Below are 26678 nucleotides of genomic sequence, written 5' to 3'. Positions count from 1 at the left end.
CAGGGCGCCCTGCGCTGGACGGCCGTCGGCCACGGCGGGGGGCCGGGAGGCCGTCCGCCGTGGCCGGGGTGGGGCGGGCGATCAGCGGGGGGCGGTCGCCGCCGGGGCCGGTGGTCGCTCGTCCGCCGCGGGGGCGGCGGCGCTGGACCGGGCGGGCGTGTACACGACGAGCGCCCAGGCGAGGCAGGTGAACGCGGCGGTGTGGACGAGCGTGCGGATGATGTTCCACGTCACCCATCGGTCCTCGAAGTTCCGGCGGGTCTCGGCCAGGTCGGCGATGCGGGCGGGGTCCCCGGCCCGGTCGAGCCGGTCGTTGAGCGGGATGTTGATGCCCTGCGTGATCAGGTACGCGACCACGTAGAGCGCGAGCCCGGCGAGGATCCACGGCAGCGCGGGCCGGCCGTGGCCGCGCCAGGCGAGGACGACCGCCGTCGCGATGAGGGGCAGCGAGCCGAGGAAGGGGATCAGGAACCAGGGGTTGATGATCGCCCGGTTGATGTTCTGCATCCCCTCGACGAGGGTGCGGTCGGACGAGCGGCCGAAGCCGGGCATCACCGAGCAGGCGTAGGTGAACATCAGCCCGGCGACCAGGCCGCTGCTGAGGGTGGCCAAGAGCAGGGTGATGGACTGGAGCGTCTTCATCGGGGTCACCTCGCGTTCCAGACGCCGGTGGCGGCGGCGTCGCGCACGTAGTCGGAGAAGTCGCGGGCCGGGCGGCCGAGGACCCGCTGGACGCCGTCGCACACGTAGGCGTTGCGGCCGTCGAGCACGGTGGTGAACAGGTAGGTCAGCAGGCCGACGAGATCGTCGGGGACGCCGTCGGAGGCCAGGCCCGCGGCGAAGTCGCCCGCCGGGATCCGGTGGTAGCCGAGGGAGCGGCCGGTGGCGCCGGCGATGGCGGCGACGGCCTCGGCGAACGTCAGCAGCCGGGGCCCGGTCAGCTCGTAGATCTGGCCGAGGTGCCCGTCCTCGGTGAGGACGGCCGCCGCGGCGTCGGCGATGTCGTCGACGTCGACGAACGGCTCGCCCACGTCGCCGGCGGGCAGGGACAGGTCACCGGCCGCGAGGGCGTCCACCAGGTAGCCCTCGCTGAAGTTCTGGGCGAACCAGCTGCAGCGCAGGACCGTCCAGTCCGCGCCGGAGTCCGCGAGCACCTTCTCGCTGGCCTGGGCCTCCTCCTCGCCGCGGCCGGACAGCAGCACGAGCCGCCGGGTCCCCGACCGCAGCGCCGCCTCGGCGAACGATCCGATGGCCTCGGGCGCCCCGGGCGCCGCCAGGTCCGGGAAGTACGACAGGTACGCCGCGGTGACGCCCTCCAGCGCGGGCTCCCAGGTGTCCTGGTCCGCCCAGTCGAAGGGCACCCCGCCGGACCGGGATCCCACCCGCACCGGCCGGTCCCGGGCGGTCAGCCGCTGGACGACGCGCCGGCCGGTCTTGCCGGTGCCGCCGGTGACGAGGGTCATGTGGTCGGTCATCTCGCTGCTCCTTGGTCCGAGTGCCGCGGCCTCCTTCGGGCCGCACTTCAACGGTCGCCGGGGGCCGGGTTGGCAACAATGAGCGGCTCTGCAAGGGTCGTTAACCGAGGGGTTCACGATCGGAGGCCCGGCGTGGAGCAGCGCGACATCGAGATCTTCCTGACGCTCGCCGAGGAGCTGCACTTCGGTCGCACCGCCGAACGCCTGCACGTGTCCACCGCCCGGGTCAGCCAGACGATCAAGAAGCTGGAGCGCAGGATCGGCGCCGCGCTGTTCGAGCGGACCAGCCGCCGGGTCGTGCCGACCCCGATCGGACGGCGCCTGGAGGAGGACCTGCGGCCCGCCTACCAGCAGATCCTCGACGGCATCGACAGGGCGGTCGCGGCCGGCCGCGGGATCGAGGGGGTGCTGCGCGTCGGCTTCGTCGGCACGGTGGTCGGCCGGCTCCTGCAGCAGGCGGCCACGCGGTTCCACGCGCGCCATCCGGGGTGCGAGGTGCGGATCGCGGACGTGCGCTACAGCGATTTCCTCGACCTGCTCCGCGCCGACGAGCTCGACCTCGTCCTGGTTCCGGTCAAGGTCGACGAGCCCGACATCGCGTGCGGCCCCGTGCTCTTCCGCGAGCCCGTCGTCCTCGCGGTCTCGGCCCGGCACCGGCTCGCCCGGAGAGCGTCGGTCTCGCTGGAGGACCTCGGGGCCGAGGAGGTGCTGTCGCCGCGCGGTCTCCCCGCCTACATGAACGAGAGCCTGATACCCCGCCGCACGCCCGGCGGCAGGCCCATCCGGCACGGCCAGGAGTTCAGCACCGTCCAGGAGATGCTCTCCCTGATCGGCGCGGGGCTGGGCGTCTTCCCGGTGCCCGCCCATGCGAGCAAGTACGACACGCGCCCCGACATCGCCTACCTGCCGATCGACGACGGCCCGCCCAGGGAGCGCCGGTTCATCTGGCGCGCCACGGCCGAGACGAACCGGATCCGCGCCTTCACCCAGGCCACCGCCGACGCCATCGCCGCGGAGGGGAACCTCACTCTTTAGGGCACGGGGCGCTTCGGTGCTGTGAGGGCACGCCAGATGCCGACGGCCGACAGCACGCCCACGATGGCCAGGACGATCAGGGCCAGGGCGAGGCGTCCGCTCCCGGGACCGGTGACGAATCGGATCTCGTCAGGGTCGTCCTTGGAGATGGAGACCCAGACCGTCTCGCCCACGGCATAGCGCGGCCGGTCCCTGTCGGCCTTGTTCGCACGCGGGCTCGGCCTGTGGACGACGTCGCGCGTTCCCGCCGGGCAGGCGACCCGATAATCCTGCCGAAGCCACAGCTCGTTCGTCGGCTTCAGCGCCGACACCCGGCACGACTCGACCCGTTCCGCCCGCGCCGGCGTGATGTTGCCGAGCAGGATCAGGAAGGGGAACCCCGCGACGAGGGCGAGCACGATCATGGCCGTCCCGCCGCCGCCACGCCGTCGGGCGTCCAGCCGGACCAGGCCGATGGCCGCGCAGACGAAGAATCCCAATCCCGCCGCGGCCACCGGCCACCGCCACCAGCCCGCCGTGTCCTCTGTCACCAGTAGGAGGAGCAACACGAGAGGGAGCCCCACCCACCCGGCCGAAACCCACGACCAGTTCTTGCCTTCGGCGGTTCGCAAAGGCACCTCCGATTCTCAGATTCCTCTGCGTGGTCCGGCATATCCTCCCGCGGCTTCAGAAGTGCCGGCTCTGCCTCATGATCCGATCATCGAGGCCACAGCGCCGCTCACGAGTACCCCCAGCCCCTGGACGGTGATGAGGCCGGCCGACATCACGCCCAGTCCTCGCGCCCTGAAGTGATCGGGAACCGACGCACGGGCCGGGGGCAGGCCGGTGGCCAGGGCGAGGACGCCCACGGCGCGGTCGCACACCGGGCCGGGCACGAACCGGTAGGCGCGCGGCCACCTGCCCGGCCTGCCGATCCTCGACGCGCTGGACCGGATGTCCGCCGGGGGGGACGGCGCTGGCCTCCGGCACGACAACGCCACGATCGTTGCGGCTCTGGTGGTCTCCGGCCGCGCTGTGAGGAAGCAGATCACCGGCATTTTCCACAAGCTCGGGTTGCCCGCGGAAGGGCGCGGATACCGCCGGGTGCCGGCGGTCCCGGCCTACCTCGACGCCTGACCCGTGCGGGGCGGCGAGGGAGCGTCCGGCGCTGAGCCGCCCGGCTTCTGAGGTAGCCTGACAGCCGTGCTCCTGTCGTGAGCATGGCTGTCAGGCCCTCGATCACCGTCCGGCGGAGGCTCCGTGACCAAATCGACGCGGTCGCCGGACGGCGCTCGCGCGGACCGAGGCGACCAGGCGGACATCCAGGCCGTGAGCCGGGTCAGCCAGATCCTGTCGCTGTTCGATCCGGCCACGCCGGAGCTGACCGCCGGCGAGGTCGCCGAGCGGCTCGGCCTCAACCGCACCACCGCGTACCGCTACTGCACGTCGCTCGTCGCGGCCGGGCTGCTCGAACGCGGCCCCGAGGGCGGCGGCTACTCGCCCGGCGGCCTGCTGCTCCAGCTCGGCGCCTTCGCCATCGGCCACCGCCGCGTCATCAACCTCGCCCCGCGCCACATGCAGGCGCTCGCGCGCGCCACGCGGTGCAGCTCTGTGCTCAGCCTCTGGGGGCTCACCGGGCCGGTGGTCTCCCGGGTCGAGGAGAACATCTCCACCGCCGTCATCGTGTCCGTGCGGGTCGGCAGCCATCTGCCGCTCGACGCGGCGCAGAGCAAGGTTTTCCTGGCCTACCACGGCGATCAGCTGTCCATGGAGCGGCTCATGGCGAACCTGCCCGGCCCGGTGCGCGAGGAGCTGCGCGCCGACGTCGAGCGGGTCCGCGCCGTCGGCCACTGCTCCGCGATGAGCACCCCCGGCATCGTCGCGGTGGCGGCGCCCGTGTTCGACGAGTACGGCATCTGCGCCACCATGGCCATCATCGGCCCGGACAACACCCTGTCGATGTCCGACGACGCCCCCGAGCTTCGCGTCGTCGTCGACACCGCCCGCGAGCTCACCCGCGAGCTCGGCGGGCACTACCGGCCCGACGACGTCGACCAGCGCGCGATGTAGCGCGGCGGCGGGGCGCCCGCACGCCACCGCCGCCGCAGTCTCTCTCCCCCCGGTCAGCGCAGGGCCGGAACCGTGCTGTCGTCGGTCATGTCGACGTCCTTGGTCTCCGGGCCGAGGAAGCCGCCGAGGCTGATCAGCGCTCCGGCGAGCACGATCAGGACGGCCGGGGCGAGGTGCCCCGGCATGAAGTCGTCGAGCTGCCGCAGGTAGAACTGGTAGAACGCGGGGATGACGATGGCGAGGCTGTAGCCGACGCCGTACCCGGTGGACCGGATGCTCGCCGGGAACCGCTCGGTCAGGTACGCCGCGATCGGGCCGAACGTGCCGACGGTGAAGACGCCGATCAGGACGGCCCAGCCGAGCACCGCGCCGAACCCGCTGTTCATGGCCATCATCAGGGTGTAGGCGCCGGCGCCGATCGTCAGGACCGTCACGCCGTAGCCGATGTAGAACCGCCGCCGCCCGATCCGCTGGGACAGCACGCCGAGGAACGGGTAGGCCACCGCGGCCGACGCGTTGATCACGAGCATCGTCACCGTGACCTCCTTGCTCGACAGGTCGAGGTGCGACTTGAGCTGCGCGGGCGTCACGGCGGCCTCCATGTTGGTCGCCAGCCACGTGCCGGTCATCAGGATGAACACCTGCGCCAGGGCCCTGGGGTAGCGCACCACCAGCCGCACGAACGGCATCTTGTGCCGCTCGCCGCTGCGCTCCGTGGGCGGCTCGTGCACCTGCTTGAGGTAGTAGCGGAACAGCACGGCCGCCAGCAGCGCGCCGATCACGAACGGGATCCGCCAGCCCCACTGCACGTAGCTGCTGTGCAGCCCGGCGGGCGGCAGCAGTTGCAGGAGCAGCAGCGTGATCGCGGCGATCACGGCGTACGCCCAGGGGGAGGTCGAGGTGATGAGGGAGGCGTAGAGCCCGCGCTTGTGCTTCGGGCACCATTCCATCGCCAGCGGCACCGCGGTGGTGTACTCGCCGCCGAGGAAGATCCCGTCGATGAAGCGGAGGAAGATCAGCAGGCCGATCGACCAGGCCCCGATCGTCTCGTGGCCCGGCAGGCAGGCGATCAGCAGGGTGGTGATGCCGAAGCCGCCGACCGCGACCAGAGTGGTGACCTTGCGCCCGACCGTGTCGGCGAAGTGCCCGAAGACGAGCGCGCCGAGCGGGCGGCCGACGAGGGTCGAGGCGAACACCAGCGACGACAGCAGGGCCGTCGTGCTCGCGCTCAGGGACGCCGACTGGAAGTAGATCGTCGCGGGCGCCAGCACCACGATCGGCAGGTAGATGTCGAACTGGTCGACGAAGTAGGCGAGCGCCCCGCCGCGTACGGCGGCGCGCACCTTATCCATGTCCGGGCCGTGCGACGAGTGCGCCTGGCCCGCTGCCGCCGGCCGCGGCGCTTCTGCGTGGGACGGTGTGGACATCGCGTCCTCCGGTCTGTGCTGGCGGCTGCCCGGGGTTCGTTAGCCGCGACAGAACTCTGAACCTTGAGTTCACAAAGTGAACATGTAGCACCGTAAACGTGTGATCTGGACAACACAAGCACTTGAAGCAGGATGTTTGGCCTCGTATATTGAACAGCAACTTCAAAATACGAACGAAGGTGGCCAGATGAGCCCACGTCCCGCCATCGCCTCCGTCCTGGACGGGCTGGTCGACATGCACGTCCACTCCGGGCCCAGCCCGTTCCCGCGCCGCTTCGACCACGTCGAGGCCGCCCAGGACGGCGCCCGGATCGGCCTGCGCGCCATGGTGGCGAAATCCCACCACCACAACACCCAGATGGACGTCCTGGCGATGAAGGGGCGGCTGGCCGAGGTCGCCGCCTCCGTCTACGGGGGCATCGCGCTGAACAGCACCGTCGGCGGGCTCAACGTACACGCCGTGCGCATGTGCCTGCGCATGGGCGGCAAGGTCGTCTGGTTCCCGACCATCTCCTCCGGCCGGCACATCGAGTGCCACCCCGAGGACGGGGCGTTCCCGACCACCACCGTGCCGCTGACCCTGGAGCGCATCGACATCGTCGACGAGGACGGCGCGCTGAAGCCCGAAGTGATCGAGATCCTGGACGAGATCAAGGAGCAGGAGGCCGTCCTCAACGGCGGCCACATGTACCCCGAGTACATCCGCACCCTGTTCCAGGCCGCGCGGGAGCGCGGCATGAAGCGGATGGTCGTCAGCCACCCCGACTTCGTGATCGGCGCCGAGCCCGGCCTGTGCCGCGAGCTCGTCGACCTCGGCGCGTTCGTCGAGCACGAGATCGGCATGTACGACCCCGAGGGGAACATGGCGTGGGACCCCGAGCGGCTGATGACCTGGATCGAGACGCTCGGCCCCGAGCACACGGTGCTGTCCTCGGACTTCGGCCAGGCGGCCAACCCGAAGCCGGTGGACGCGTGGATGCGGGTGGCCGGCGCGCTGCTCGACCTCGGGCTGCCGGAGAAGGACCTGCGCCGCATGGTCCGCGACAACCCCGCCCACCTGCTCAACCTCGACGACTGACGGAAGGGACCCACCATGGCATACGGGAAAGACGACCCCCGCTCCTCGCTCGCGACGGCGACGGCATCGCGGCCGGACAGCGGCGCCCCCATCGCGGCTCCGCAGTACTTCGACTTCCGCAAGCTCGCCTCACCGGACGCCGCGTCACCGGACGAGCGGACCGCGATCGTCCGCGGCCAGAACGTCGTGCTTGTGCACACCTTCGCGCGCGCGGGAGACGAGCTCGGCAACGGAACGCTCGACGGTGAGCTCGTCGTGCTGGCCATCGGCGACTCGCCCGCCTTCTCGGTGATCACCGACGACGGCGCCACCAAGATCGACGAGCCGGGCCTGGTGGTGGTGCCGCCCGGCACCTCGCGGCTCGCCGTGGAGGGCGACGGCCCGCTCATCCGCCTGGTCGAGGCCACCGAGCCCGACTGGCGGGACCGGCCCGCCAACGCGGACTCCTACGTGGAGGACCACCCACGCGTCGCGCTGCTGGAGCGCTGGCCGGAGCCCCCCGCCGGGCCGGCGGTGCGGTTCTACCGGCTGTCGGAGGTGCCGAACGAGCCGGGCCGGTTCGGCCGCATCTTCCGGACCCGCTCGTTCATGGTGAACTTCCTGCCCGAGATCGACGGTCCGCGCGACCCCCACAAGCTCTCCCCGCACACCCACGACGACTTCGAGCAGCTCTCGCTGGCCGTGCAGGGCGAGTACGTCCACCACATCCGCACCCCGTGGCTGCCCGACAGCACCGGGTGGCGCGAGGACGACCATGTGCGGATCGGCAGCCCGTCCGTCGCGATCATCCCGCCGCCCACCGTGCACACCTCCGCGGCCGCCAGCCCCGACCGGAACCAGCTGATCGACATCTTCAGCCCGCCGCGCGCCGACTTCTCCGCCAAGCCGGGCTGGGTGCTCAACGCCGACGACTACCCGATGCCGTGACCGGGACGCGACGCACCGGCGCCGGGCTGTTCGCCCCGGACCGGGCCGGCACACCGCTCGGCACCTGGCTGAAGATCGCCTCCACCGAGCCGTCCGAGATCATGGCGTACTGCGGGTTCGACTTCGTCGTGATCGACCTGGAGCACGCGCCGCTCGACCTGACGATGGCGTACCGGCTGATCAACTCGGCCGCCGCGCTCGGCGTGGTGCCCCTGGTCCGGGTGCCGGACGGGACCCCGTCGACGATCCAGAAGATCCTCGACGCGGGCGCCATGGGCATCCTCGTGCCGCACGTCGACACCGTCGAGCAGGCCGAGGCCGTCGGGAAGGCGTGCCGGTTCCCGCCGCACGGTACCCGCGGCGCGGGCGGCACCAGCCGGGCCGGGGCGTGGGGGCTGCGCCCCGCGACCGACTACCGGGCCGTCGGGAACGACGACGTGCTGTGCATCCCGCAGCTCGAGAGCGTCGACGCCGTCAAGGCCGCGCCGGAGATCCTCGCCCTCGACTCGGTCGACGCGGTGTTCGTCGGCGCCGCGGACCTCTCGCTGTCGATGGGGTCCACCCCGGCCTCGCCCGAGGTGAAGGACCTGATCGGCTCGGCGCTCGACGCCGCGCACGCCGCGGGCAAGCGCTGCGGGCTGGCGTTCGGCGGCGTGCCCGAGCGGGCGGCGCAGGCGGCGCGCGACGGGTGCGACTTCGTCGTGCTCAGCAACGACGCCTCGATGCTGGCGGAGGCCGCGCGGGGGCTGGTCACGACGTTCCGGGAAGCGGAAGGGAGCTGACGATGCGGGCCGCCGAGAAGGTCATCATCACCACGGCGGTGACGGGATCGGTGAACGTGCCGTCCCAGAGCCCCCATCTCCCGCTGTCCGCCGACCAGGTGGCCGACGCCGCGCTGGAGGCGATCGAGGCCGGTTCGGCCATCGTGCACCTGCACGCCCGGCGGCCGGACGGGCGGCCGGCGTTCGAGGTCGAGGTCTTCGAGAAGATCATCGAGCGCATCACCGCGCACGGCGACGCCGTCCTCAACATCACCACCGGCGGCTCGACGCAGATGACGATGGAGCAGCGGCTGGCCGCCGCCCTCCACTTCCGGCCCGAGCTGGCGTCGCTGAACATGGGCTCGATGAACTTCGTGTTCTCGGGGATCGCCGACCGGGTGAAGGAGTGGAAGCACGACTGGGAGAAGCCCTACGTGCTCAACACCTACTCGCACCCGTTCGTCAACACCTTCGACAAGATCGAGCACACCCTGCGGACGCTCGGCGAGCACGGCACCCGGTTCGAGTTCGAGTGCTACGACATCGGGCACCTGTACACGCTCAAGTACTTCCTCGACAAGGGGCTCGCCAAGCCGCCGCTGCTGATCCAGGGCGTCTTCGGCATCCTGGGCGGCATCGGCGCCGACCACGAGAACCTCGAGCACATGGTGCGGATCGCCGACAAGCTCTTCGGTGACGACTACTCCTTCTCCGCCTTCGCCGCCGGCCGCGACCAGATGCAGTTCGCCACCCACAGCGCGTGGCTCGGCGGCCACGTGCGGGTGGGCCTCGAAGACAGCCTGTGGATCGGCCGGGGACGCCTCGCGGAGAGCAACGCCCAGCAGGTGACGAAGATCCGGGGCGTCATCGAAGACCTGGGCAAGGAGATCGCCACACCCGACGACGCCCGGAAGATGCTCGCCCTCCGCGGCGTCGACGGCGGCGACGCGAGCACGACCCCATGAGTACGCCCATGGAACGAGACCAGGAAAGGGCCCACTGACCCATGCCAGCCACCACAGAACCACCGCTCGCCGGCAAGACCGTCCTCATCGTCGGGGCGAGCACGGGGATCGGGGCCGCCACCGCGCGCCTCCTCGCCGCGGACGGCGCCGCCCTCATGCTCGTCGCGCGCAGCAAGGCGCCGCTCGCCGAACTCACCGAGGAGCTCACCTCGGACGGGCACGACGTCGCCTACACGACCGGCGACGTCTCGGACCCGTCGGACGTCGCCGCGTTCGTCGACGCCACCGTCGCGCGGTTCGGCCGGCTCGACGGGGCGTTCAACAACGCCGCGATTCCCGGGAGCGGGCGGCTCGACGCGGTCACCGAAGAGGACTTCGACCGGATCATGGCCGTCAACGTGAAGGGCACGTGGCTGTGCCTCCGCGAGGAGATCCGGGTCATGGAGGCGCAGGGCTCCGGCTCGATCGTCAACATGAGCAGCATCGGCGGCCTGCGCGGCAGCTCCGGTTCAGGCGCCTACCAGGCCACCAAGCATGCGGTCATCGGCCTGACCCGCACCGCCGCCCACGACTTCGGGCCGCTCGGCGTCCGGGTGAACGTGCTGGCCCCCGGCCCGATCGAGAGCGCGATGCTCGACCATCTGCGGCAGCGGATCCCCGGCGGCGTGGAGGCCCGGATCGCCGCCACGCCGCTGCGCAAGGCGGGGACGGGAGCGGAGGTCGGCGCGACCGTGTCGTTCCTGCTGAGCGACCGGGCGAGCCACCTCAGCGGGGTCATCCTGCCGGTCGATGGAGGGTTCCTCACCTGAGCGTTCCGGCGCCGGGCGGCCCGGCGCCGGAACGCTCACGAGCCCGGCCCCGGCCCGTTCACCGCCCGCAGGTGGCGGCGCCGGGGCTTCCCGCCTTCTCGGCCAGGGCCTTGTCCAGGAGGGGCGCCGCGGTCGTCGCGGCGTGGATGCCCACCACGCTGGCGATCTCCAGGACCTCCATGATCTCCTCCGCGGTGGCGCCGTGGCGCAGCGCGTTGCGCATGTGGAGCTTGAGGCCCGGCTGGTACAGGTGGGTGGCCGAGGCGTCGAAGGCCACGTAGACGAGTTCCTTGGTCTTCGGCGGGAGGGTGCCCGTCGTCCAGGGGACCGACGAGAAGTCCAGGTAGGCGCCGAAGAGTTCGGGGTCGAGTTCCAGCAGGCCGTCCCAGAACGGGTGCCAGTAGCCGCGGTTGGCGACGAACTCGGCCTTGAGACGCTCGCGCTCCGCGTCCAGGGGGGCGGGCTCGGTGCGGAGCCCCTCCTCTTCGAGGACCTCCAGAAGGAGGGGGACGCCGATGTTGCAGGCGTGGATGCCGAGGGTGCTGGTCAGCTCCAGCACCTCCATGATCTCCGCGCCCGTCGCGCCCTGTTCCAGGGCGGCGCGGATGTGCTGGAGGATGCCGGGCTCGTACAGGTGGGTCGCCGCGGCGTCCACGGCGATGTAGACGAACTCCTTCGTCTTGGCGTCCAGGTGGTTCTTGCGCCACGGCACGGCCGAGAAGTTCAGGTACGCCTTGAGGAACCCGGGGTCGTGGCGCAGCATGCTCTCCCACGGCGGCCCCCACGTGCCGCGCACGCGGATGAACTCGGCCTTGATCTCCTCCTGGTCGGGGGTGAGAACGGTCATCGTTGCTCTCCGTTCCGTAGCCAGCGCACGATCTCGGTGTGGTCGGCGTCGCCCGGCAGGTCGCGCGCCGCCTCGGCCCACAGGTCCACGGCCGCCGCGCCGAGCCGGGCGGGGCGGCCGGACGCGGCGGCGAGCCCGACCGCCGTCCGCATGTCCTTGAGCATCAGGCCGAGGCCGAAGCCGGAGTCGAACCCGCCCGGGAGCACGTGGACCGGCCACTTGACCTGGGTGGATCCGCTGCGGCCGCTGGACCCGTTGACGGCCTCCAGCATCACCTCGTAGTCGAGCCCGAACGCGTGCCCGGCCTCCAGCGCCTCCGAGGAGACGAGGAGGTGCGCCGCGGACATCAGGTTGTTGAGCGCCTTGAGGGCGTGTCCGGCGGCCACGGGGCCGACGTGCAGGACCTTCCCGCCCAGCGCCTCCAGCAGGGGCCGGACCCGCTCGACGGGCTCCGGGTCGCCCCCGGCCATGATGGTGAGCGTCCCGTTCCGGGCGCCCGCCACACCGCCGGAGACGGGCGCGTCGACCAGCGCCGCGCCCCGCTCCCCGATGCCGGGGGCGAGCGCCCGGGTCCGGACCGGGTCGGAGGAACCCATGTCGACCAGGACGGTGCCGGGGGCGAGTGCGTCGCGCAGCCCGCCGTCCAGCACCGCCTCGACGACATCGGACGTCGGCAGCATCAGCACCACCGCGTCCGCCCCCTCGGCGACCGCCGCCGCGGTGGGGACCGGGACCGCCCCCGGCAGCTCGTCCAGCACGGTCAGGGACGCCGCGTCGGCGTCGTGGCCGCGCACCGCGTACCCGGCGCGCGCGAGCCGGCCCGCCATCGGGGCGCCCATGTTGCCGAGCCCGACGAAACCGACCGTTCCGCGGTCACCCATCGGCGCGCAGCTCGGTCAGGACCCGCTCGGCGACGCGGAACGCCTCCAGCGCGGCGGGCGCGCCGCAGTAGATCATCGCCTGGAGCAGGCACTCGCGGATCTCGTCGTCGGTGACGCCGTTGTTCACCGCGCCCCGCACGTGCACCCCGAGCTCGTGGTTGCGGCCGAGCGCGGTCAGCATGACGATGTTCAGCATGCTGCGGGTGCGGCGCTCCAGGCCGGGCCTGGTCCAGATCTCGCCCCAGCAGTACTCGGTCAGCAGTTCCTGGATGGGACGGCCGAAGTCGCTCGCCGTCGACATCGCGCGGTCCACGTGCTCCGCGCCGAGCACCTCCCGGCGGGCCCGCATCCCCCGCTCGTACCGGCTCTCCTGGCTGTTCACGTCAAGGGTCATCGTTGCTCCTCCGGGATGGTCTGCGGGCGGGCGGCCCCGTACTCCTCGTCGGTGACGGGCCGGTCCCAGTGGGTCGTGCCGAGCGAGGTCGCGAGGTGCAGCAGGTAGCCGTCCGGCCCGGCGCCGTGCCAGTGGGTCTCGCCGGGCGGCACCCAGACCAGGTCGCCCGGGCCGAGCGGCTCGGGCGCCTCGCCGAGCGCGCACACCCACCCGGAACCGGCCGTGACCTGGAGGATCTGCCCGTTCTCGTGGTGGTGCCAGTGGGTGCGCGCGCCGGGGGCGAAGAACACGTTGTTGACGACGACGCCGTCGGTGGACGGCAGGACGGGGTCGGCCCAGACCTCGCCGGTGAACGTCGACGACCTCCGCTCGGACGCGCCCGCGGAGGCTCGCCCGCGCACGATCCTCATCGGGCGGCCTCCTCGCCGTCGTGGACCCGGATGCCGCCGGCGACGTCGCCCAGCGCGTCCACCACCCGGTTGCTGATCTGGTCGGCGTAGCCGAGGTTGTTGGACAGCCCGAACGTCGCCAGCGGCCCGGCGGCGTTGAGCGTCGGGACGCCGAGCGCGCGGGCGCGTTCGACGTACAGGACGATGTCCTTCATCATCAGCGCGCCGGTGAGGCCGCCCTCCAGGTAGTCGCCCCGGATGATGTGCGGGAACCGCTCGCGGGTCGCGAAGTTCTGCCCGCTCCCCGCGTTGAGGACCGCGAGCAGCCGCCCCGGGTCCAGGCCGGCCGCCCGTCCCGCGACCATCACCTCGGCGGTGGCCGCGAGGGAGACGGCGTTGAGAAAGTTGTTGAGCAGCTTCGCGGTGTGCCCGGCCCCGCTGTCCCCCATGACGAAGACCTTCGCGGCGAACAGGTCGAACAGCCAGTACAGCGCGCCGACCGCGTCGGCGGAGCCGCCGACCATCAGCGTCAGCGCGCCCCGCTCGGCGGCCGCGGCGCCGCCGGTGACGCCCGCGTCCAGGAACGTCACGCCCCGCTCGCGGAGCGCGGCGTGCAGCCAGACGGTCGATTCCGGCGCGGCCGTGCTCAGATCGACCACGACCTGGCCGGGACGGCACGCGCCGAGCAGGCCGCCCGCCCCCATGACGACGGCCTCGACCGCCTTGCTGTCCGGCAGGGACAGCAGGATCGTGTCGCTGCCCTCGGCCACGCCGGCCGCCGACCCCGCCGGGTCGGCGCCCGCCGCGGCGACCTTCCCGGGGTCGCTGTCATGGCCGAGGACGCGGTGGCCACGCTCGATGATGCGGCGCGCGATGCGCCCGCCCATGTTGCCGAGGCCGACGAAACCGACCGGGCGCTTCTCGGTCACGCCGTCTCCTCGGGACGCCAGGCCCCCGCGCCACCGGACGGACGGACGGTGTTGACCATCGCGGCGCCGCCGTCGACCGACACCACCTCGCCGGTGATGTACGCCGCGTCGTCCCCGAGCAGGAACGCCACCACCCCGGCGATCTCCTCGGGGGTGCCGACCCGCCGCAGCGGCGTGGTCGTCCCACGCTGCTCCAGGTTCTTCCCGGCGCCGGCCACCCCGGTGAACAGCCCGGTCGGGACGAGGCCGGGCGCGACGGCGTTGACGCGCACCCCCCGTGACCCCCCGAACATGGCGGCGCCGTACGTCAGCCCGATCACGCCGTGCTTGCTGGCCTGGTAGGGCAGCAGGTCGGCGCTGCCGCGCAGGCCCCCGATCGACGAGGTCAGCACGATCGCGCCCCCGTTGCCCTGGGACTCGTAGCAGCGGAACGCGGTCCGCAGCCCGAGGAAGGGGCCGCGCAGGTTCACGGACGTGACCCGGTCGAAGTCGTCGACCGTGAGGTCGGTCAGCCGGTCCAGCGTGCCGAGGATCCCGGCGTTCAGGTGGTACAGGTCGATCCGGCCGAACCTGTCCAGCGCCTGCTCGGCGTAGCGCTCGACGTCGGCCTCCTTGGAGACGTCGGCGGCGATGGCCAGGCTCTCGGTCGGCAGGGACTCGGCGGTCTGCTTCGCCGCGTCGCCGTTCACGTCGACCACGACGACCCGGGCCCCCTGGCCGGCGAGCCGGCGGGCGGTGGCCGCGCCGATCCCGCTCCCGCCGCCGGTGACGAGGGCGACCTTGTCCTCCAGCGTGTTGTGCGCCAACTTCGTGCTCCTCTCGTGACGGCCGGCCGTGTCAGCCGACCGATCCAGTCAGCCGACCGTTTCGGTCAGCCGACGCGGACGGCGTGGCCGCCGGTGCCCTCCAGCACCGGGAACCGCCGCATCACCTCGGGGTCGTGTCCGGGGACCAGGGCGTGACCGGGCCGTCCGGCCAGGTCGCGCAGCAGGTCGAAGCCCCGGTACATCGCGGGGAGGTCCGCGACGAACGCGAACGGCCGGTCCAGGTCCAGTTCCTCGTAGTAGTGCAGGGCGTCGGACGCGAGGACGGTCCGCCCCGACGCCGTGGTCACCAGGACGATCAGCTGTCCGGGCGTGTGCCCGCCCACCGGGACGACCTCGATGCCCGGTGCCACCGTCCGCGGCCCGTCCAGGAGCGTCATCCGGCCCTGCCGGGCGACCTCGGCCAGGTGGGCGGTCTCGGCCTCCTCGACGGAGTGGGCGAACTGCGCGCGGCGGCGCATCGGGCCCGTCCAGAACTCGAACTCGCCGCGGGCGAGCATGACCTCGGACCGGTCGAACGCGGCGAGGTTGCCGATGTGGTCGTAGTGGGCGTGCGTCACGATCACCGGCGGCGCGGCGTCCGGGGAGGCCCCGAGCGCCGCCAGGGCCGCGACCGGCTCGGTCAGCGTGGTGCGCGCCCGGCGGGCGCCGCCTTCGGGGCCGAACCCGGTGTCCACGACCACGGTCCGCCGGTCGTTGCGGACCACCCAGCAGTAGTAGTCCATGTCGAGCGGCGAGTCCGGCTCACCGTGGATGTGGTGGTTGAGGTAGATCTCCGCGCGGGTCCCGGTGCGCGTCCCGTACCGCAGGGCCACGACCTCGTAGACGCCGTCCCCGGTGCCGGGCGGGTCCGGTGCCCGTGCGCTCATGGCAGCAGCAGCCCTCCGGCGTTGCCGCCGACCAGCCGGGTGATGTCGGACTCCGGGAGGCCCGCGTCGAGCAGGCCCCGCACGGCCCGGCGGAACAGGGTGACCGGCAGCGGGTTCACCTTCTGCCCCGAGTCCGACGAGATCACCGTGCGCTCCACCCCGGCGGCCTTGATGAACGCCTCCAGCTCGCCGATGTCGCGGCGGCGGTCGGGGCGTCCGAAGTACATGACCGCGCAGTGCTCGATGTGCACGCCCTGCCGGGCCCACGCGGCGGCCTGCTCGATGGACGCGCCGACGACGAAGCAGGGGTGGTTCACGACGATCCGCTGGACGCCCTCCTCCAGCGCGGCGTCGATGAGCGCCTGCGCCTCGCCGACGCCGAGGTGCCCGCAGGTCAGCACGGCGTCCTCGGCGGCGATCACGCCGAGGATGTCGCGCACCTCCGGCAGCACGGCCCCGGCCTCGTCCACGATCGAGATCGGCTCGTTGTCGCGGAGCTCGACCTCGGGCGTGGGGAACCCGGTGTTGTGCTCGGCGTGGTGGTCGATGTGGGCGTGCGAGGCGAGGGTCGGGAACCACACCATGCGGCCCCCCATGCGCAGCGCCAGCTCCACCGCGTAGGGGTTGAGGCCGCCGACCGTCCGGTTCAGGGCGATCCCGCCGCGCACCTCGACGGGCAGGTCGTCGAGCCCGGCGGGGCCGAGCGCGAGGATGTCGGTGACCATGCTGTGGTGGTGCGACTTGGCGACGATGGCGCGGAAGCCGGCTCCGGCGGCGTCGCGGGCGGCGTCCAGGATGCTCATCCGGCGCGGGAACGGGCTCGGGCCGGGATGCTGGTGCAGGTCCACCGCCCCGACGAGCAGCGCGTCGGCCTCGTCGTCGGGGTCGTGCCGGTCCCCGTCGAGGTCGGGGTCGATCAGCGCGGGATCAGCGATCACGTGTCGGTCCTCATCTCTTGGTCGATCTGGGAGGCGGCGGGCCCGTCGGTCACCAGCACCTGGTCGTCCGGGCTCCAGTGCGCCACCACGGAAGCGCCCGGGTCCGGCAGGCCGGCGGTCCCGCCTGCGCCCTGGGACAGGACGGCGGAGCCCTCGGTGCCGTCCCGGAATTCCAGCCGGACGCGCTGGTATGTGCCGTGGAAGGTGACCTCGATGACGGTCGCCTCGGCCCGGTTCGCTCCCGACGGGACGGCGGACGCCTCGGTCGCCAGGCCCACCCGCTCGGGCCGCACGACCAGCAGCCGGTCGTCGGGGCCGGCGCCGGGGCCCTCGGCGGCGAAGCCCCACTTGCGGTCGCCCCACACGTAGACGTCGCCGGTGAGCCGTCCGGCGAAGATGTTCGACTCGCCGAGGAAGGTCGCGACGAACCGGGTGCCGGGCCGGTTGTACAGCTCGGCGGGGCCGTCGAGGCGCTCGATCCGGCCGCGGTTGAACACCGCGATCCGGTCGGAGAGCACCATCGCCTCCTCCTGGTCGTGCGTGACGAACACGAACGTCAGCTTCAGCTCGTCGTGGATGCGCTTGATCTCGTGCTGGAGCGTCTGGCGCAGCCTCCGGTCGAGCGCGCTGAGCGGCTCGTCCAGCAGCAGGACGCTCGGGGAGTACACGACGGCGCGGGCCAGCGCGACGCGCTGCTGCTGCCCGCCGGACAGCTCGTTGGGACGCCGCCCGGCGAGACCGCCGAGGTCGACGAGGTCGAGCGCGTCGCCCACCCGCCGCTGCGTCTCCCGCCTGCCCACGCCGCGCTCCCGCAGCGGGAACGCCACGTTCTGCTCGACGGTCATGTGCGGGAACAGGGCGTAGTTCTGGAACACCATGCCGAACCCGCGGCGATGCGGCGGCAGGCCGGAGATGTCGCGGCCGTGCAGCCGGATCTCCCCCGACGTCGCCTCGGTGAACCCGGCGATCATGTTGAGGGTCGTCGTCTTGCCCGACCCGCTGGGGCCGAGCAGGGTGACGAACTCGCCGGGGGCGACGTCGATCCCCACATGGTCGACCACCAGCGGTCCGCGGGGCGCGAAGCGCTTGCACAGGTCGACCAGCTCGATCCGGCCTCCGCCGGACTCCTGCGACTTCATCGGGGATCACCCGCCTTTCCGGTGCCGTCTGCCTTTCCGGTGCCGCCCGCCTTCGCGGCTCCGCGGCGGGCGCCCGCCACCTGGGCGAGCAGGATCGGAACGCTCACGCCGACGACCATGACGCTGGAGGCGGCGGAGATCGTGGGGTCGATCTGGAGGGCCACGCTGTTGAACATCTGCACCGGCAGGGTGATCGCGGCGGGGCCCTGGAGGAACAGCGCGACGACCACCTCGTCCAGCGAGCTCACGAAGGCCAGCACGGCGCCGGAGGCGACGCCGGGCATCGCCAGCGGGAGGGTGACGCGGCGGAAGACCGACCAGGGCCGCGCGCCCATCCCGGCGGCGGCGTCCGCCAGCCGGGGGTCCATGCCGCGCAGCCGGGTGAAGACGGCGATCACCACGAACGGGAGCGCGAGCGCGGTGTGCGCCAGGATGATCCCGATCAGCTTGCCGTTCAGCCCCATCCGGAGGAAGACGCTGAAGACCACGAGCGCGATGAGGATGTGCGGCACGGTGAGCGGGGACAGCAGGAACCCGTTCGCCGCGCCGCGCACCCGCTCGGGCGCCCAGGTCAGCCCGACCGCGGCCGCGGTGCCGAGGACGGTGGCCAGCACGGCGGTGATCACCGCGACCTGGAGCGAGTTGAGGATGGAGGCCGTCCACTCCGGTGAGGTGAACAACCGCTCGTACCACCGGACCGACCAGCCCTGCGGCGGGAACTGGAAGGTCTGCCCGGAGGAGAAGCTCATCGGGATGACCACGAGGCTGGGCGCGACCAGGAACAGCCCGGCGACGGCCGTGTAGGCCCGCAGCCACGGGGCCCGCACGGATTCCGACGCCCCGGAGGCGCCGCCCGCGGTGGCCACCGCCTGGGAGAGGCCGCCCGCGCCGCGCCCGGCGAGCAGCCGGCTGACGCCCAGCACCGCCAGCGCGACGACCAGCAGGAACATGCCCATCGCCCCGGCGCCGCCGAAGTCGAGCAGCTCACGCGCCTGGGTGTTGATGACCTGGGCGATCAGCGCGCTCTGCGGCGAGCCGAGCAGCGCCGGCGTGACGTAGAAGCCGAGCGCGAGCACGAACACCAGCGACGCCCCGGCCACCACGCCCGGCAGCGACAGCGGGACGTAGACCTTGCGGAAGGCCGACACCCGTCCCGCCCCGAGGCCCTGCGCGGCCTTCACCAGCCGCCGGTCGATCTGCTGCATCCTGCTGTACATCGGCAGGACCATGAACGGCAGCATCACCTGGGTCATCGAGATGGCGACGCCCGTGTTGGTGCCCAGCAGCACGGTGTCGCCGAAACCGAACGGGGCCAGCAGGTACTTCTGGATCACCCCGTCGTTCTGCATCAGCACCAGCCACGCGAAGTTGCGGGCCAGCATGCTCGTCCAGAACGGGACGAGCACCACCGTGACCAGGACGGCGCGGGCGGTGGGGCCCACGATCGTCATCGCGTACGCGTAGGGGTAGGCCAGGACCATCCCCACGAAGGTCACCACCAGCGCGGTCAGCACCGTCCGGCCGAGCACCCGCAGCGTGTACCCGTCGGTGAACAGCGACGTGTAGTTGTCGATCCCGAACGTGGGGTCGGTGAAGCTCTGCCACGCCACGTTGATCAGCGGCAGGGCGAACAGGACCGTCAGCGCCACCAGCGCCGGCAGCAGGAGCAGCACCGCGCTGCGGCGGTCGCGCCTGGTGGGCGGGGCCGGTCCCCCCGCCGGAGCGGCGTCCGGCGGGGAGGGCGCGCGGGTCGGGGCGGCCATCGGCTAGCTGACCTTCCACTTGGTCCAGCGCTTCGACACGGCGTCGGTGTTCTTGATCCACCACGGCTTGTCCTGCTCGACGAGCCGGCCGCGGTCGGACTGGAAGGCGTTGAACGACTTCTGCAGCGGCGAGTACTGGATGCTCTCGACCGGGACGTCCGTGCGCGCCGGGGCCGTGCCGGTGAGCTTGGCGTAGGCGCGGGCCTGCTCGGGTGCGACGACGAACGCGAGCATCTCCTGCGCGAGCGTCTTGCGCGGGCTGCCCTTCGGGATGAGCAGCGCGCCGATGTCGGTGGTGTTGAAGTCCCACACCGGCTTGAGGTTGGCGCCCGCCTGCGCGGCCGTCACGCCGCGCGCCGTCACCGTCAGGGTCATGGACGCCTGCTTGTCGACGAGCTGCTGCTGGATGGCGCCGTAGGTGGGCGCGAACACCAGGTTCTTCTTGATCGTGTCGAGCTTCTTGAACGCCCGGTCCACGTCCAGCGGGTACAGCTTGTCCGGCGCGACGCCGTCGGCGACCAGCGCCGCCTCCAGCAGCCCGTTCTTGGGGTAGTCGAAGACGATGCGCTTGCCCGGGAAGCGCTTGACGTCGAAGAAGTCCTCGATCTTCGACGGCTTCGCGCCGGGGAACATGTCGGCGTTGTAGCTGAAGATGTTCGCGTACCGGAACGTCGGGATGAAGCAGTCGTGCGTGGTGCCCTGCGGGAACTGGCTGCGGTCCAGGGTCGGGCTGTCGAGCTTCTCGAACAGCTCGCCGCAGTAGGCGCCCCCGAAGATCCAGCTCGTGTTCACCAGGTCCCAGATGGTGCGCCCGGACTTGACCATCGCCCTGACCTGCGCGATGTCGGCCGGGCTGGCGTTGGTGAACGTCGTGCCGGTCTTGGCGGTGAACGGCTTCTGCAGGGCGTTCTTCTCGTCCTCCTGGAACTTGCCGCCGGTGCTGGCCCAGGTGAGCGTCTTGTCGTCGGAGCCGCCGCCGCTGGAGCCGCTGACCCCGCAGGCCGCGAGCAGCAGGGAACCGGCCATCGCCAGGACGAGCGTTCGGGGTTGTCTCATTGCCTTACCTCTTTTTTTCTCGAGGGAACCGTCCACACGAACGGTGCGAACCGACGCGACACACCCCCCGGCGCGGTTCGTCTGACGACGACGGTGTCCGGTCAAGGCTGGTCTTCGCCGTCGCCCTCCAGCGAGCTACTCAGGCTGTTCTTGATGATGTCGGCGCCGCGCAGCAGGGCCCGCGCGACGGGGCTGTCGATCTCATCGGGCACGAACTGGGCGATGCCCACGACGCCGAGCGTGGCGACGACCAGGTTGTTGGCGTCGAACACGGGCACGGCGAGGGCCCGAATGCCGTCGTCCGGCCAGTACCGGACGGCGACGCGGGTCTCGCGCACCACCGCCAGGTCGGCCTCCGAGATCGCGGGAGCGGACGGTTCGCCGCGGAAGCGATGGAAAGTGTGGTCACGGAACGCGTAGAACACCAGGAACTGCGCCGTGCCCTGACGCAGCACCGACCCGACCTTTATCGAGACGTGCGCCGTACGGCTGCTGTCCTCGTGCACATGCATCACAACGGGTGCCTGCCCGTTCCAGATGCTCAGCACCACCGTCTGCTGAACCTCGACGCTGACGGCCTCCATCACCGGGCGGGCGACCTCGATCACCCCGAGCCGGGACAGCGCCACCGTGCCGAGCTCGGCCAGCAGCTCGCCGCACTCGTAGCGGTTGCGGTCGCGGCGGTGCAGCAGGCCGTGGTTCTCCATCGACGCGAGGTAGCGGTGCGCCGTCGACTTCCCCACGCCCAGCTCGGCGGCGGCCGTCACCAGGTCGATGGTCTCGTGGGTGGTCAGCAGGCGGAGCAGCTGAGCGGTCCGCGCCACGACCTGGATGTCCCCGCTGGTGATGTCCAGGCGATCCTTGGACGATGTCCCGGGCATGTCCGCCATGCCGTCTCCCCACCTTCCGTCCGGGCCGCCCGGTTGTCCCACTATCCGGGTTAGCTGTCCATCTATCCGGTACAACCCCGGACTGTAGGTCACCTCTTCGGGGCCGTGTCAAGGTTTCCGCCGCATTTCAGGGCGGGAAAGTTCCGGAAAATTCGATCTCTTGACGTGCCGCGACACGTCTGCCTACAGTCGCCCGGAATCCCGAAGAACAGGATGTTCATCCCGCTCTTCGGAACTTGTCCCCGGCCGGCACCCCCGCCGGGACGGCCCGAAGGAGACCGCGATGCGGATGATCGAACGGCTGCGGACCGGGGACGGCGGGCCCCTCCTCGGCACCTGGGTCAAGATCCCCGCCCTGGAGACCGTGGAGCTGCTGGCCCGAGCCGGGTTCGACTTCGTGGTCATCGACCTGGAGCACAGCCCGCTGACCCTGGAGAGCGCCTACCGCATGGTCGTCGTCTCGCAGGGCCTCGGCCTGCACGCCCTCGTCCGGGTGCCGGAACGGGGCGCGGGCCACGTGCAGCCGATCCTCGACACGGGCGTGGACGGCGTCCTCGTCCCGCACGTCATGGACGGGGCCGACGCCGACCGCGTCGCGCGGAGCATGCTGTTCCCGCCGCACGGCAGCCGCGGCCTCGGCGCCACGTCCCGGGCCGGCATGTGGGGACTCGACCCGACGCCCGAGTACCTGCGCCGCGGCGACGAGGACACGCTGCGCATCCCCCAGCTGGAGGACCTCTCCGCGGTGGAGGACGCCGAGGCCGTCCTCGACGTCCCCGGGGTCAACGCCGCCTTCCTCGGCATGGGCGACCTGACCGTCTCCACCGGCCTCAAGGCCGACGACCCCGGCCTGACCGCGCTGACCGACCGGCTGCTCGCCGCCGCCAAGGACCGCGAGACGCCCGTCGGGACCGCCGTCCGCACCGCCCGGCAGGCGAAGGCGGCCGCCGACCGCGGCTTCGCCTTCGTCATGGTCGGCAACGACGCCCAGATCTTCGGCACCGCCGCCATCGACCTGTGCGCCGCCGCCCGAGGCTAGCCCGCACCACCACACCGACCAGGGAGATCCCATGCCCTACGACCCCGGCGACGCCCGAGCCGCCCTCCGCAGCACCGGCCCCGGCAAGGCCGCCGAGCAGGCCGCCGCGGCCGACTACCTCCGCTTCTACGAACTGCCCCCGGACGAGCAGTACGGCGCCGCCGCCTGGTACGGCCGCAGCCAGCACCTGGTGATCGGCTACCTGGACGTGAGCGAGGAGACCGTCGTCGAGCACGAGGGCGGGCCGGACGAGTTCGGCCTGCTGCTCCCCGACCCCGCCACCGGCGCCGTGATCACCATCGACGGCACGGAGACGGAGGTGGCCGGCGAGACCCTGAGCTTCATCCCGCCCGGCCCCGCCACCGTCCGGCTGCGCGGACCGGGACAGGTCGTCACCATCACCACCACCCGGTCCCCCAAGGCGGCGGCACGGGCCTCCAACGCCCGCGCCTACGACGAGCCGCACCCCAACGTCGCGCCGCTGGAGCCCTGGCCGGAGCCGGCCGGCGGGTACCGGCTGCGCACCTACAGCCTGGACGTCCCCGGCCTGGAGAACCCGCCGTTCCGGATCTTCCGGTGCTCGTCGTTCATGGTCAACTACACCCGCCCGCGCACCGGCCCGCGCGACACCGCCAAGATGTCGCCGCACTCGCACGACGACTTCGAGCAGCTCTCGCTCATCATCGACGGCGAGTACGTCCACCATCTGCGCTGGCCCTGGACCACCGACCTCGACGAGTGGCGGCCGGACGAGCACGAGCACTGCGGCAGCCCGTCCCTGACGGTGATCCCGCCGCCGACCGTGCACACCAGCCAGGCCATCGGCGCCGGCTCCAACCACCTCATCGACATCTTCGCGCCGCCCCGGCTGGACTTCTCCCAGCAGGACGGGTGGGTGCTGAACGCCGCCGACTACCCCATGCCGTCCCAGGCCGCAGAGCTGACCGATGCCCCGTAGCACCCCCGCACCGCCCAGCGTCGCGATCATCGGCGGCGGGTTCGGCGGGATCGCGGCCGCCGTCAAGCTCCGCCGGGCCGGGTTCGACGACTTCACCATCTTCGAGCAGAGCGCCGGCCCCGGCGGAACCTGGTGGGACAACCGCTATCCCGGGTGCGAGGTCGACATCCCCTCGCACGCCTACTCGTTCTCCTTCATGGACTACGACTGGCCCCGCACCCACGCCACCCAGCCCGAGCTCCAGCGCTACGCCGAGGTCGTCGTGGACCGGTTCGGGCTGCGCCCGCACTTCCGGTTCGGCACCCGCGTGGAGGAGCTGACCTGGGACGAGTCGGCGTCCGGCTACCGCGTCCGGACCGACGACGGCGCCGAGCGGACCTTCCGGTTCGTCATCAACTGCGCGGGCCTGCTGAACGTCCCCCGGTACCCGGACTGGCCGGGCCTGGAGGACTTCGGCGGCATCGCCTTCCACACGGCCCGGTGGGAGGACCACGACCTGACCGGGAAGCGCGTCGCCGTCGTCGGCACCGGCTCGACGGCCGTGCAGATCATCCCGGCGATCGCCCCCGAGACCGGCCGGCTCTACGTCTTCCAGCGCGAGCCCGGCTGGATCGAGCCCAAGGGCGAACGGGCCTTCACCGCCCGGGAGCGCGCGATCTTCCTGCGCAGCCGCGTCGCCCGCCGCGCCTACCGGATGTGGCTGTTCTGGAAGTCGATGGAACGGTTCAAGGCGTACGACGCGAGCAGCAAGCAGCAGGGGCGGATGCAGCGCCTGTGCCGGCACTTCATCGACACCGCCATCGACGACCCCGCGGTGCGCGAGGCCGTCACGCCGGACCACCCCTGGGGATGCAAGCGCCCGGTCCTGGCCTCGACGTTCTACCCGACGCTGAACCGCGCCAACGTCGAACTCGTCCCCGAGCCGGTGACGTCCGTGACCGGCAAAGGCATCGTGGACGCCACCGGCGTGGAGCGCGAGGTGGACGTGCTCATCATGAGCACCGGATTCCAGCCGACCCGCTTCCTGGCCCGCACCACCGTCACCGGTGCGGGCGGTCAAAAGCTCCAGGACTACTGGGGGGAACGCCCGCGCGCGTTCCTCGGCGTCACCGTGCCGAACTTCCCGAACTTCTTCATCCTGTACGGGCCGAACACCAACGGCGGGTTCTCCATCATCGCCCAGCTGGAGCGCCAGGCCGAGATCGCCGTCGCGGCGATCCGCCGCGTCCACCGCCTGGGCCTGCGGACGGTCGACACCAGGGAGGCCGCGCTCGACCGGTACGTCCGGTGGATCGACCGGCAGCTCGACCGGCACGCGTCCGCCATGCGCGCGGACTGCCACAACTACTACCACGCGTCATCCGGCGCGAACGTCACCCAGTGGCCGCGTACGCACTTCGTCTACTACTTGATGTGCCGGACGCTCCCCTACCTGGGACTCCGCTACTCAGGGAAGCGCCCGGCCACCCGGCGGCCGGACCCGTCGCCGAAGGCGTACTCGACGAAGTCCACGGTCAACGGCGGCGAGGGGCGGTCCCACGATGGCTGAGTCCGGTGCGGTGAGGCGGTCCGGCGCGTCGGCGGTGGCCGACATGCTCGCCGGCTACGGCGTGACGCACCTGTTCTCCGTCCCCGCCATCCTGCGGCGGACGCTCGCCGAGCTGGAACGCCGCCACCCCGACGTGGCGCGGGTCGTCACGCACGGGGAGAAGTCCGCCGCGTACATGGCGGACGGGTACGCGCGGGTGTCGGGCCGGGTGGGCGTGTGCGCGGCCCAGGTGGTCGGCGCGCTCAACCTCGCGGCCGGGCTGCGCGAACCGTTCCTGGCGCACTCGCCGGTGCTCGCGCTGACGGGGGGACGGCTCCCGGCGACCAAGTTCCGGCAGGTGTACCAGGAGATCGACGACCTGCCCACCTTCGAGCCCGTGACCAAGTGGAACGCCACCATCGACGACGTGGCCCGGTTCCCCGACATGATCCGGCACGCGTTCCGGGTCGCGACCACCGGATGCCCAGGACCGGTGCACCTCCAGGTGCAGGGGAACGAGGGCCAGCTCGACACCGAGGAGGCCGAGCTCGATCCGCTGGTGGAGCGGCGGTTCGCCCAGGTGCCGCCGTTCCGCCCCGAACCCGACGACGCGGACGTCGAGGCGGCGCTGAGCGAGCTGACCGCCGCCGAGCGGCCCGTGATCGTCGCCGGCGGCGGCGTGCGGGCCTCCCGGGCGGGCCGTGAACTCGTGCAGGTGGCGGAGATGCTGCGGATCCCCGTCGTCACCTCCGCGAACGGCAAGGACACCATTCCGGGCGGGCATCCGCTGGCGGCGGGGATGGTGGGCACCTACTCGCGGGAGAGCGCCAACGCCGTGGTCGGCCGGGCCGACCTGGTCTGCTTCCTCGGGACGAGGACCGGCGGCATGACGACCCACTTCTGGGCCGTGCCGCCGATCGGCACGCCGGCCGTCCAGGTCGACATCGACCCGGAGTTCCTCGGCCGCAACTACCCGCTGCGGGCCGCGGTGCTGGGCGACGTCCGGCAGGTGCTGCGCAGGATGATCGCTCTCGCCGGCACCCGGCCGCGGCACGAGCGGGACGGCTGGATCGAGGAGGTCGCCCGGATCAAGAACGCCTGGCGGGAGAAGTACCGGACCGTGCTGACCAGCGGGGACGTCCCCATCCGGCCGGAGCGGATCTGCGGCGACCTCACCGCCTCCCTGCCCGCCGACGCGGTGGTGCTGGCCGACACCGGGCACGCGGGCATGTGGATGGGGCAGTTCTTCGACGTGACCGCGGCGGGGCAGGACTACCTGCGCAGCGCCGGCCACCTGGGCTGGGCCTTCCCCGCCGGGATCGGCGCCAAGGCCGCCGCCCCGGACCGGCCCGTCGTCGTCTTCACCGGCGACGCGGGCCTGTACTACCACCTCGGCGAGATCGAGACGGCCGCCCGCTGGAAGATCAACTCCATCACCGTGGTCAACAACAACCGGAGCGGCAACCAGAGCAGGCGCGGCTTCGACCGGGCGTACGGCGGCGAGGCCACCGAGCGGTCGCGGGAGCTGTGGACCTACCGGGACGTGCGGTTCGCCCGGATCGCCGAGGAGATGGGCGCCCTCGGACTCACCGTCGACGAGCCCGCCGGCCTCGTGCCCGCCTTCGAGCGGGCCGTCGAGGCGGACCGTCCCGTGGTCATCGACGTGCGCACCGACGCCGGCGTGATCGCGCCGCTCCCGATCACCTGA

General features: G+C 72.0%; 27 protein-coding genes. 11 read left to right on the top strand and 16 right to left on the bottom strand.

Annotation, left to right across the window (positions count from 1 at the left end; genetic code table 11):
- Positions 1-81: 81 nt before the first annotated feature.
- Positions 82-642: a DUF1772 domain-containing protein gene (locus K8Z49_RS32720; protein ID WP_021594233.1), complete on the bottom strand. Its 561-nt coding sequence runs from the start codon at positions 640-642 to the stop codon at positions 82-84.
- A gap of 5 nt (positions 643-647) precedes the next feature.
- The gene (locus tag K8Z49_RS32715) at positions 648-1475 is read right to left on the bottom strand and encodes an NAD(P)H-binding protein (protein WP_412516007.1); all 828 of its coding nucleotides are present in this window, start codon (positions 1473-1475) and stop codon (positions 648-650) included.
- 132 nt (positions 1476-1607) lie between these two features.
- Between K8Z49_RS32715 and K8Z49_RS32710 the strand changes: the two genes are divergently transcribed.
- Positions 1608-2510 (top strand): LysR family transcriptional regulator, encoded by a 903-nt coding sequence (locus K8Z49_RS32710; protein ID WP_412516006.1) that lies wholly within the window; start codon positions 1608-1610, stop codon positions 2508-2510.
- Here the strand turns inward: K8Z49_RS32710 and K8Z49_RS32705 are convergent.
- Complete coding sequence (locus K8Z49_RS32705; RefSeq protein WP_143118419.1) at positions 2507-3040, bottom strand: hypothetical protein; 534 nt, start codon at positions 3038-3040, stop codon at positions 2507-2509. The genes K8Z49_RS32710 and K8Z49_RS32705 overlap by 4 nt on opposite strands.
- Positions 3041-3749: 709 nt before the next feature.
- Here K8Z49_RS32705 and K8Z49_RS32700 point away from each other — a divergent pair.
- On the top strand, positions 3750-4559 hold the full coding sequence (locus tag K8Z49_RS32700) for an IclR family transcriptional regulator (protein ID WP_021594239.1): 810 nt from the start codon (positions 3750-3752) through the stop codon (positions 4557-4559).
- A gap of 53 nt (positions 4560-4612) precedes the next feature.
- Here K8Z49_RS32700 and K8Z49_RS32695 read toward each other — a convergent pair whose 3' ends face one another.
- Positions 4613-5911, bottom strand: a complete 1299-nt coding sequence (locus K8Z49_RS32695; RefSeq protein ID WP_200871758.1) for an MFS transporter — start codon at positions 5909-5911, stop codon at positions 4613-4615.
- Between the two features lie 262 nt (positions 5912-6173).
- On the opposite strand from K8Z49_RS32695, the gene K8Z49_RS32690 reads away from it, so the two are divergent.
- From K8Z49_RS32690 to K8Z49_RS32670, 5 genes are read left to right on the top strand one after another with little or no spacing between them, the layout of a single operon-like run.
- A complete protein-coding gene (locus K8Z49_RS32690) occupies positions 6174-7064 on the top strand; it encodes a DUF6282 family protein (protein ID WP_021594241.1) in 891 nt (296 codons plus the stop codon).
- A 15-nt stretch (positions 7065-7079) separates the two neighbouring features.
- Positions 7080-7991 (top strand): hypothetical protein, encoded by a 912-nt coding sequence (locus K8Z49_RS32685; RefSeq protein ID WP_412516005.1) that lies wholly within the window; start codon positions 7080-7082, stop codon positions 7989-7991.
- A complete protein-coding gene (locus tag K8Z49_RS32680) occupies positions 7988-8773 on the top strand; it encodes an HpcH/HpaI aldolase family protein (protein ID WP_021594243.1) in 786 nt (261 codons plus the stop codon). Before K8Z49_RS32685 ends, K8Z49_RS32680 begins: the two co-directional genes overlap by 4 nt.
- Before the next feature lie 2 nt (positions 8774-8775).
- The gene (locus tag K8Z49_RS32675) at positions 8776-9717 is read left to right on the top strand and encodes a 3-keto-5-aminohexanoate cleavage protein (protein ID WP_075021180.1); all 942 of its coding nucleotides are present in this window, start codon (positions 8776-8778) and stop codon (positions 9715-9717) included.
- A 41-nt stretch (positions 9718-9758) separates the two neighbouring features.
- Positions 9759-10526, top strand: a complete 768-nt coding sequence (locus K8Z49_RS32670) for an SDR family NAD(P)-dependent oxidoreductase (RefSeq protein ID WP_021594245.1) — start codon at positions 9759-9761, stop codon at positions 10524-10526.
- Positions 10527-10584: 58 nt separating this feature from the next.
- On the opposite strand, the gene K8Z49_RS32665 is transcribed toward K8Z49_RS32670, so the two are convergent.
- The 12 genes from K8Z49_RS32665 to K8Z49_RS32610 all read right to left on the bottom strand — a co-directional run bounded on the left by K8Z49_RS32665 (position 10585) and on the right by K8Z49_RS32610 (position 21445).
- Positions 10585-11373, bottom strand: a complete 789-nt coding sequence (locus tag K8Z49_RS32665) for a carboxymuconolactone decarboxylase family protein (RefSeq protein ID WP_021594246.1) — start codon at positions 11371-11373, stop codon at positions 10585-10587.
- On the bottom strand, positions 11370-12254 hold the full coding sequence (locus K8Z49_RS32660; protein WP_412516004.1) for an NAD(P)-dependent oxidoreductase: 885 nt from the start codon (positions 12252-12254) through the stop codon (positions 11370-11372). The genes K8Z49_RS32665 and K8Z49_RS32660 overlap by 4 nt, the downstream gene beginning before the upstream one ends.
- On the bottom strand, positions 12247-12648 hold the full coding sequence (pcaC, locus tag K8Z49_RS32655) for a 4-carboxymuconolactone decarboxylase (RefSeq protein ID WP_021594248.1): 402 nt from the start codon (positions 12646-12648) through the stop codon (positions 12247-12249). The genes K8Z49_RS32660 and pcaC overlap by 8 nt, the downstream gene beginning before the upstream one ends.
- Positions 12645-13058 carry a cupin domain-containing protein gene (locus tag K8Z49_RS32650; protein ID WP_021594249.1) on the bottom strand — a complete coding sequence of 138 codons (414 nt, stop codon included), beginning with the start codon at positions 13056-13058 and terminating at the stop codon, positions 12645-12647. Before K8Z49_RS32650 ends, pcaC begins: the two co-directional genes overlap by 4 nt.
- Positions 13055-13966 (bottom strand): NAD(P)-dependent oxidoreductase, encoded by a 912-nt coding sequence (locus K8Z49_RS32645; RefSeq protein ID WP_021594250.1) that lies wholly within the window; start codon positions 13964-13966, stop codon positions 13055-13057. The genes K8Z49_RS32650 and K8Z49_RS32645 overlap by 4 nt, the downstream gene beginning before the upstream one ends.
- Positions 13963-14772 carry an SDR family NAD(P)-dependent oxidoreductase gene (locus K8Z49_RS32640; protein WP_021594251.1) on the bottom strand — a complete coding sequence of 270 codons (810 nt, stop codon included), beginning with the start codon at positions 14770-14772 and terminating at the stop codon, positions 13963-13965. The genes K8Z49_RS32645 and K8Z49_RS32640 overlap by 4 nt, the downstream gene beginning before the upstream one ends.
- Before the next feature lie 65 nt (positions 14773-14837).
- Positions 14838-15659 carry an N-acyl homoserine lactonase family protein gene (locus tag K8Z49_RS32635; protein WP_412516003.1) on the bottom strand — a complete coding sequence of 274 codons (822 nt, stop codon included), beginning with the start codon at positions 15657-15659 and terminating at the stop codon, positions 14838-14840.
- Complete coding sequence (locus K8Z49_RS32630) at positions 15656-16597, bottom strand: DUF6282 family protein (RefSeq protein WP_021594253.1); 942 nt, start codon at positions 16595-16597, stop codon at positions 15656-15658. The genes K8Z49_RS32635 and K8Z49_RS32630 overlap by 4 nt, the downstream gene beginning before the upstream one ends.
- A complete protein-coding gene (locus K8Z49_RS32625) occupies positions 16594-17736 on the bottom strand; it encodes an ABC transporter ATP-binding protein (RefSeq protein ID WP_412516002.1) in 1143 nt (380 codons plus the stop codon). Before K8Z49_RS32625 ends, K8Z49_RS32630 begins: the two co-directional genes overlap by 4 nt.
- The gene (locus K8Z49_RS32620) at positions 17733-19499 is read right to left on the bottom strand and encodes an ABC transporter permease subunit (RefSeq protein WP_412516001.1); all 1767 of its coding nucleotides are present in this window, start codon (positions 19497-19499) and stop codon (positions 17733-17735) included. Before K8Z49_RS32620 ends, K8Z49_RS32625 begins: the two co-directional genes overlap by 4 nt.
- A 3-nt stretch (positions 19500-19502) precedes the next feature.
- Positions 19503-20555, bottom strand: coding sequence for an extracellular solute-binding protein (locus tag K8Z49_RS32615; protein ID WP_081842335.1), 1053 nt, complete (start codon positions 20553-20555; stop codon positions 19503-19505).
- Between the two features lie 101 nt (positions 20556-20656).
- Complete coding sequence (locus K8Z49_RS32610; protein WP_021594257.1) at positions 20657-21445, bottom strand: IclR family transcriptional regulator; 789 nt, start codon at positions 21443-21445, stop codon at positions 20657-20659.
- A gap of 283 nt (positions 21446-21728) precedes the next feature.
- Between K8Z49_RS32610 and K8Z49_RS32605 the strand changes: the two genes are divergently transcribed.
- The 4 genes from K8Z49_RS32605 to K8Z49_RS32590 are packed head-to-tail and all read left to right on the top strand — an operon-like array spanning position 21729 to position 26678.
- Positions 21729-22484 carry an HpcH/HpaI aldolase family protein gene (locus K8Z49_RS32605; RefSeq protein WP_412516000.1) on the top strand — a complete coding sequence of 252 codons (756 nt, stop codon included), beginning with the start codon at positions 21729-21731 and terminating at the stop codon, positions 22482-22484.
- 31 nt (positions 22485-22515) lie between these two features.
- A complete protein-coding gene (locus K8Z49_RS32600) occupies positions 22516-23442 on the top strand; it encodes a hypothetical protein (protein WP_412515999.1) in 927 nt (308 codons plus the stop codon).
- A complete protein-coding gene (locus K8Z49_RS32595; RefSeq protein ID WP_412515998.1) occupies positions 23432-24991 on the top strand; it encodes a flavin-containing monooxygenase in 1560 nt (519 codons plus the stop codon). The genes K8Z49_RS32600 and K8Z49_RS32595 overlap by 11 nt, the downstream gene beginning before the upstream one ends.
- A complete protein-coding gene (locus K8Z49_RS32590) occupies positions 24984-26678 on the top strand; it encodes a thiamine pyrophosphate-binding protein (RefSeq protein WP_412515997.1) in 1695 nt (564 codons plus the stop codon). Before K8Z49_RS32595 ends, K8Z49_RS32590 begins: the two co-directional genes overlap by 8 nt.

It is taken from the genome of Actinomadura madurae, assembly GCF_047130825.1.
Lineage (GTDB): Bacteria > Actinomycetota > Actinomycetes > Streptosporangiales > Streptosporangiaceae > Spirillospora > Spirillospora madurae.
The sequence above is the reverse complement of the archived record's forward strand: the minus strand, read 5'-3'. Positions and strand labels throughout refer to the sequence as shown.

Excerpts from the sequence above, each read along its gene's own strand:
- K8Z49_RS32610 (WP_021594257.1), bottom strand. The coding sequence starts at position 21,445 with ATGGCGGACATGCCCGGGACATCGTCCAAGGATCGCCTGGACATCACC.
- K8Z49_RS32715 (WP_412516007.1), bottom strand. The coding sequence starts at position 1,475 with ATGACCGACCACATGACCCTCGTCACCGGCGGCACCGGCAAGACCGGC.
- K8Z49_RS32675 (WP_075021180.1), top strand. The coding sequence starts at position 8,776 with ATGCGGGCCGCCGAGAAGGTCATCATCACCACGGCGGTGACGGGATCG.
- K8Z49_RS32635 (WP_412516003.1), bottom strand. The coding sequence starts at position 15,659 with ATGAGCGCACGGGCACCGGACCCGCCCGGCACCGGGGACGGCGTCTAC.
- K8Z49_RS32625 (WP_412516002.1), bottom strand. The coding sequence starts at position 17,736 with ATGAAGTCGCAGGAGTCCGGCGGAGGCCGGATCGAGCTGGTCGACCTG.
- K8Z49_RS32620 (WP_412516001.1), bottom strand. The coding sequence starts at position 19,499 with ATGGCCGCCCCGACCCGCGCGCCCTCCCCGCCGGACGCCGCTCCGGCG.
- K8Z49_RS32665 (WP_021594246.1), bottom strand. The coding sequence starts at position 11,373 with ATGACCGTTCTCACCCCCGACCAGGAGGAGATCAAGGCCGAGTTCATC.
- K8Z49_RS32650 (WP_021594249.1), bottom strand. The coding sequence starts at position 13,058 with ATGAGGATCGTGCGCGGGCGAGCCTCCGCGGGCGCGTCCGAGCGGAGG.
- K8Z49_RS32605 (WP_412516000.1), top strand. The coding sequence starts at position 21,729 with ATGCGGATGATCGAACGGCTGCGGACCGGGGACGGCGGGCCCCTCCTC.
- K8Z49_RS32695 (WP_200871758.1), bottom strand. The coding sequence starts at position 5,911 with ATGGATAAGGTGCGCGCCGCCGTACGCGGCGGGGCGCTCGCCTACTTC.
- K8Z49_RS32690 (WP_021594241.1), top strand. The coding sequence starts at position 6,174 with ATGAGCCCACGTCCCGCCATCGCCTCCGTCCTGGACGGGCTGGTCGAC.
- K8Z49_RS32590 (WP_412515997.1), top strand. The coding sequence starts at position 24,984 with ATGGCTGAGTCCGGTGCGGTGAGGCGGTCCGGCGCGTCGGCGGTGGCC.
- K8Z49_RS32600 (WP_412515999.1), top strand. The coding sequence starts at position 22,516 with ATGCCCTACGACCCCGGCGACGCCCGAGCCGCCCTCCGCAGCACCGGC.
- K8Z49_RS32615 (WP_081842335.1), bottom strand. The coding sequence starts at position 20,555 with ATGAGACAACCCCGAACGCTCGTCCTGGCGATGGCCGGTTCCCTGCTG.
- K8Z49_RS32660 (WP_412516004.1), bottom strand. The coding sequence starts at position 12,254 with ATGGGTGACCGCGGAACGGTCGGTTTCGTCGGGCTCGGCAACATGGGC.
- K8Z49_RS32670 (WP_021594245.1), top strand. The coding sequence starts at position 9,759 with ATGCCAGCCACCACAGAACCACCGCTCGCCGGCAAGACCGTCCTCATC.
- K8Z49_RS32720 (WP_021594233.1), bottom strand. The coding sequence starts at position 642 with ATGAAGACGCTCCAGTCCATCACCCTGCTCTTGGCCACCCTCAGCAGC.
- pcaC (WP_021594248.1), bottom strand. The coding sequence starts at position 12,648 with ATGACCCTTGACGTGAACAGCCAGGAGAGCCGGTACGAGCGGGGGATG.
- K8Z49_RS32595 (WP_412515998.1), top strand. The coding sequence starts at position 23,432 with ATGCCCCGTAGCACCCCCGCACCGCCCAGCGTCGCGATCATCGGCGGC.
- K8Z49_RS32685 (WP_412516005.1), top strand. The coding sequence starts at position 7,080 with ATGGCATACGGGAAAGACGACCCCCGCTCCTCGCTCGCGACGGCGACG.